This is a genomic window from Neisseria sp. 27098_8_139 (assembly GCF_041433195.1).
Lineage (GTDB): Bacteria > Pseudomonadota > Gammaproteobacteria > Burkholderiales > Neisseriaceae > Neisseria > Neisseria subflava.
Window position 1 is genome coordinate 1 of the sequence record NZ_JAPWBA010000030.1, and the last position, 3,697, is coordinate 3,697.

The window sequence follows — 3,697 nt, forward strand, 5'->3', positions numbered from 1 at the left end:
CTGATAAAACTCTCAGGCCGTCTGAAAACACAGCTGTGCGGTTTGAGTTGTCTGCTTGATATATCAGTTTCATAAAAAGCAAGATATTAAGCAAATTACGTTAAAATAATGCCTTCTGAGTTAATGACATCATTTGCTCAAAAGGCATTATTTTTTATAACACGACACGAAATGTAGGAAAACTTATGCACTCATCCATACAAAGCCGGTTTGCCCCAATTTTATACGTCTTGATTTTCTTTGCCGGATTTTTGGCAGCACAAGTTTGGTTTAATCAGCAAGCCTATTTGACCAACCTTCCCCTTTTGGTCACTGCCATTTCTGCCGTTGCATTTGTTTGGTTGATTTGGGCTGTCGTCTCTGCGCGATCCAAAGCAAAAAGCAAGATGTTGCATCGTGAGCAGCTGATTCAAAAAGAAAGCATTCATCCTGTTTTGCATGCGACGTTGCAGCGTTCTGACGGTCAAACGGATTTATTGGTTTTGATTGTCCGCAATAGCGGTAAGGGCTTGGCGAAGAATGTGCGTTTTGAGGTAGAGTCTTTGCCGGATCACTTGCCGAGCAAGCTGGTCGCCGATGCGGTTATGCGCTTGGAGATGTTTTCCGGCGGTGTGGATATGCTGGCATCGGGCGAATTGTATGGCGGCGTGTTTGCAAGCATGTTGGCGCTGGCTGCCGAATTGCCGGACCAGACATTTGGCGGCGTGTTGAAACTGAAGGCCACTTATGAAAATGCCTTTGGCGATCAATGCACTTCTGAAAGCATTTTGGATTTGAGCATACTGAATTTCAATTTGTCAGAAATTAAATCCAGTGGCGAGCAAAAGCCCCGCAAGAAATTGTTGTATTGATATTTAAAATATGCAGGCCGTCTGAAACCGAAATACTTGTTTTCAGACGGCCTGTTGTTATTTTTCAAATGATTTTTGAAGAAAAAGAGGCGTATCGGGTATAATAATCAAAGAATTTGAAACGGATTGTCAGGATCGGCAAGCCGTCTCATCATTGTCGTATTTCAAAACCTTACTGATATTTTTTCAATAATCTGTTGCTATGTATCGGAACTTTTTCTGATGTTGGCACTGGCGAAATATTCCTTCAGCCATTTACTCTCAGGAAGCTGCTTATGTTAGTGTGTAATCCTTATGAAGTTGTGATCCATGGTACGACCAGCAAAGGCAAGATTTTCCGACCAAGCGACTGGGCGGAGCGCCTGTGCGGTATTTTGTCTTCCTTTACTAAAGACAACCGCCTTTCCTATTCTAATTGGGTGCGCCCGATTTTGGTGGACAATGTCCGTTGTGTGGCGGTCGATAAAAAGTTGGAAGAAGACAATCCGCAAATGTTCCGTTTCTTGATGGACTTTGCGGCGGATAATGATTTGCGCGTGATTGACTGCAAAGCCTTGCTTAAAGAACAAGAGAGCAAACAGCAGGGCGAAGTGCCGGTCGAGCGCGTTTTGTTGGCGCAGGCGATTGAAGAAAAACATGCCGCCGAGCGTGCGGAAGCGGCCAATGCGCAGCCTGAGCCTCAAGCTGCCGCACCTGTGGTTGGCGTATTGCGTGAAATTCCGCCGGAAGAAACCGCAACCGCTTTTGCGGCATTGAGCATTTTGCGTTCTTCTTTGACCGATATTCACCGTTTCGTCGAACAAATCAACGAGCATCAGCGCAAAACCGGCTACCGCCTGCTGGGTATTTTTGAAGAAGGCAAACAAAATGCCGTGGCCGTATGCGGTTTCCATACTGCACATAACTTGGCCAGTGGTTACCATATCCATATTGATGATCTCGTAACCATGCCGCAATGCCGCCAAAAAGGTTATGCTTCACGCTTGTTGGAAGAAGTACGTAAAATCGGTGCGGAAACGGGTGCGACCAAAATCCATCTGAATGTCCATGTGAACCATGACCGAGCAGATGCTCATCGTCTCTACTTCAAAAACGGATTTGAAATTTGTGCGTACCATTTCCGTTGCGATCCGAAATAATTTTTGTAGAAAGAGAGAAATCAATGTTGAAGATTTTGACCGCGGCTGTTTTGACACTGAGCTTGGCGGCCTGCGCATCAGGCAGCGGAGGCAGCTCGCAAATGTATGGTGAGATTAAGGCCGGTGTAGAAACCAACCATCAACGTTGAGATATATAATGACAAGGCCGTCTGAAATAGGTTTTCCTATTTCAGACGGCCTTTTTGCAACTTGATTAGAGGGTCGTGGAGGTGTCGTCAGCGGCAACAGTCCGATGCAGGCGATACCAATTGTACAGGCGCAGGATGCACAAGAAAGCGATGATGGGCATGCAGGCTGCGGTAACCAGATAACGCGGGTTGCTGAAGTTTAAAACGTTGTGCCCAGAAAGCAGCGACAAAGCGGCATGCAACCATTCCCATAAAGACGAAATGCTGAATGCCAAAACAGCCAACAGGCCGAGGGTTCGGAAAATACCGATAGGCAGGATTTGTCGGCGTAATACGGCGCGGTTGAGTTGGAACAAGACAATCAAACCGAAGCCGATAATGCAGACCATGCCGCCGTTGGCGACGATTTGCAGGCTATTGAAGGCAATGTCGGGTGTGACGGAAATGGTACCGGACTGGTTGGCGGCGGTTTGTTGCAAATTTAAGCCTTGCATGACATTAAGTACGAAACCGTAGATCAGGTCAGCCAAAACAATGCCTATGGGTAGCGGAGTCAAAAAACGTTTCATGGATCAGTTGAGTATTCTATTAGTATGAGGGAGGCCGTCTGAAAATCAAAAATGACGACGTGAGAGTGTATTGTATCCGATAGAAAAGTAGGTTAATGCAAAAATAAATTTAGTTTAAGTCAGAAAATGATGTAATTTTACGCCAACATTATTGCATTAAGAGTACAATCTTCTTCATTATCAAACGTGGAATCAACAGGAAAGGACGTTTACATGAGTCAATTGCAACGTGATTTAACCCGTATCAGCCACAATACCAAAATTGTTGCCACACTGGGTCCGGGTAGCAACAATGTACAATTGTTGGAAGACATGATCCGTGTCGGCGGCCTTAATGTCGTCCGTTTCAATTTCAGTCACGGTACGCCGGAGTTTCATGAAGAAAATGCCCGTATCGTACGCGAAGCCGCGAAACGTGCGGGTCAGGAAATCGCCATTCTTGCCGACTTGCAAGGGCCTAAAATCCGCGTCGGCAAAATCGCCGGCGGCAGCATCGAATTGAACAAAGGCGAAACGCTGGTTCTTGATGCCGCGCTTGAAGGTGAAGGCACACGCGAAGCGGTTGGCCTGGACTACCGCGATTTGCCGAATGACGTCGTTGCCGGCGATGTTTTGTGGCTGGACGACGGCCTGTTGACTTTGACCGTTGAAGCGGTTGAAGGAAGTAAGATTATTACAAGGGTAGAAAACAGCCATGTGCTGAAAAGTAACAAAGGTATCAATAAACGCGGCGGTGGCCTGTCTGCCGGCGCGTTGACCGAAAAAGACTTCCGCGACCTGAAAACGGCGATTGCCATTGGTTGCGACTACTTGGCCATCAGCTTTGTGAAATCTGCCGAAGATTTGCACATCGCACGCGCCAAAGTCGAAGAAGAAATGAAAGGCAGTACAGCCGTACGCCCCGGTTTGGTTTCCAAAATCGAGCGCGTAGAAGCCATTGAAAACCTGGACGAAATCATCCTTGCCAGCGACGGTATTATGGTTGCTCG

The 3,697-nt window shown here is 46.8% G+C and carries 5 protein-coding genes; 4 read left to right on the forward strand and 1 reads right to left on the reverse strand.

Annotation, left to right across the window (positions count from 1 at the left end; translation table 11 throughout):
• Positions 1-185: 185 nt before the first annotated feature.
• The 3 genes from O3660_RS11485 (at position 186) to O3660_RS11495 (ending at position 2,139) form a co-directional block, all read left to right on the forward strand.
• Positions 186-851: a hypothetical protein gene (locus O3660_RS11485; protein ID WP_049350906.1), complete on the forward strand. Its 666-nt coding sequence runs from the start codon at positions 186-188 to the stop codon at positions 849-851.
• Between the two features lie 275 nt (positions 852-1,126).
• Positions 1,127-1,990: a GNAT family N-acetyltransferase gene (locus O3660_RS11490; RefSeq protein ID WP_049331270.1), complete on the forward strand. Its 864-nt coding sequence runs from the start codon at positions 1,127-1,129 to the stop codon at positions 1,988-1,990.
• A 23-nt stretch (positions 1,991-2,013) separates the two neighbouring features.
• Positions 2,014-2,139 carry a hypothetical protein gene (locus O3660_RS11495; protein WP_318250487.1) on the forward strand — a complete coding sequence of 42 codons (126 nt, stop codon included), beginning with the start codon at positions 2,014-2,016 and terminating at the stop codon, positions 2,137-2,139.
• Between the two features lie 65 nt (positions 2,140-2,204).
• On the opposite strand, the gene O3660_RS11500 is transcribed toward O3660_RS11495, so the two are convergent.
• Positions 2,205-2,708 (reverse strand): hypothetical protein, encoded by a 504-nt coding sequence (locus O3660_RS11500; protein ID WP_371465001.1) that lies wholly within the window; start codon positions 2,706-2,708, stop codon positions 2,205-2,207.
• Between the two features lie 213 nt (positions 2,709-2,921).
• Here O3660_RS11500 and O3660_RS11505 point away from each other — a divergent pair.
• A partial coding sequence (locus O3660_RS11505) for a pyruvate kinase (RefSeq protein ID WP_371465003.1) occupies positions 2,922-3,697 on the forward strand: 776 nt, incomplete at its 3' end.

Excerpts from the sequence above, each read along its gene's own strand:
- O3660_RS11485 (WP_049350906.1), top strand. The coding sequence starts at position 186 with ATGCACTCATCCATACAAAGCCGGTTTGCCCCAATTTTATACGTCTTG.
- O3660_RS11490 (WP_049331270.1), top strand. The coding sequence starts at position 1,127 with ATGTTAGTGTGTAATCCTTATGAAGTTGTGATCCATGGTACGACCAGC.
- O3660_RS11495 (WP_318250487.1), top strand. The coding sequence starts at position 2,014 with ATGTTGAAGATTTTGACCGCGGCTGTTTTGACACTGAGCTTGGCGGCC.
- O3660_RS11500 (WP_371465001.1), bottom strand. The coding sequence starts at position 2,708 with ATGAAACGTTTTTTGACTCCGCTACCCATAGGCATTGTTTTGGCTGAC.